The following is a 1,120-nucleotide window of genomic DNA, read 5'->3' on the forward strand; positions in this document are numbered from 1 at the left end:
CTTCGCGAGGCGGAAGGCGGCGTTCCTGTACCCGAGTTATGCCGGGAACATGGAATGAGCACTGCGTCATTCTACAAATGGCGATCCAATACGGCGGCATGGATGCCTCGATGATCAGCCAGATGAAGGCTCTGGAAGATCGAAGCCGGAAAAGCAATTGATCCAGTGAAACAATTGCCCGGCGGAGCAACCGTCGCCTGAAGAAGATGTATGCGGAGATGAGCATGCAGGCGGAGCTGCTCAAAGAGGCTCTTGGAAAAAAGTGACACGGCCATCTCAACGCCGGGAGATGGCCGAGAAAGCAGTGGCGTTGCGAGGGGTGAGCATCGCGCTCGCCTGCCGCACCTTTGGTGTCAGCGAGACCTGCTATCGTTACAGCGCCAGGCTGAACGACGAGAACGAGCAGATTGCCGATCTCCTGATCGGACTGACGCGGGCAAAGAAGACCTGGGGCTTCGGCCTGTGTTTCCTTTATCTGCGCAATGTCCGGGGGGCATTACTGGAACCATAAACGCGTTTACCGCATTTATCGTGAGCTTGAATTGAACCTCAGGATCAAGCCGCGCAAGCGGTTGAAGCGGGACAAGCCCGATGCTCTGACCGTGCCAGATGCGCCGAACATGGTCTGCTCCATGGTTTCCATGGCCGACCGGCTGGAGAATGGAAGGCAATTCCGGCTGCTGAACGTCCTGGACGACTTCAACCGCGAAGGTTTGGGCATTGAAGTAGACTTCTCGCTGCGTGCTGAACGCGTCATCCGCAGCCTCAATCAGATCATCGAATGGCGCGGCAAACCATTCGCAATTCGTGTTGATAATGGGCCGGAATACGTCAGTGGCAAACTGATGGAGTGGGCTGCCAACCAAGGTATCGCCTTGAGCCATATCCAATCCGGCAAGCCACAACAAAATGCGTATGTCGAGCGCTACAATCGCACCGTTCGGAATGAGTGGCTCGACCAATACATCATCGAAAGCATTGAGGAGGCGCAGGAATTTGCCACGCAGTGGCTCTGGGCCTACAACAACGAACGTCCCAATATGGGCCCCGGCGGCGTAACGCCCGCACAGAAGCTGAAAAGGGCCGCGTGAATTCTACTGACGAGCCCCGTTAAAAACGG

1 pseudogene is annotated in these 1,120 nt (G+C 56.2%); it reads left to right on the forward strand.

The features are described from left to right. A pseudogene (locus FJQ48_RS12725) lies at positions 1-1,091 on the forward strand (IS3 family transposase); the annotation flags it as partial. Between the last annotated feature and the right edge of the window lie 29 nt (positions 1,092-1,120).

It is taken from the genome of Ochrobactrum sp. CGA5 (assembly GCF_006345815.1).
Classification (GTDB): domain Bacteria; phylum Pseudomonadota; class Alphaproteobacteria; order Rhizobiales; family Rhizobiaceae; genus Brucella.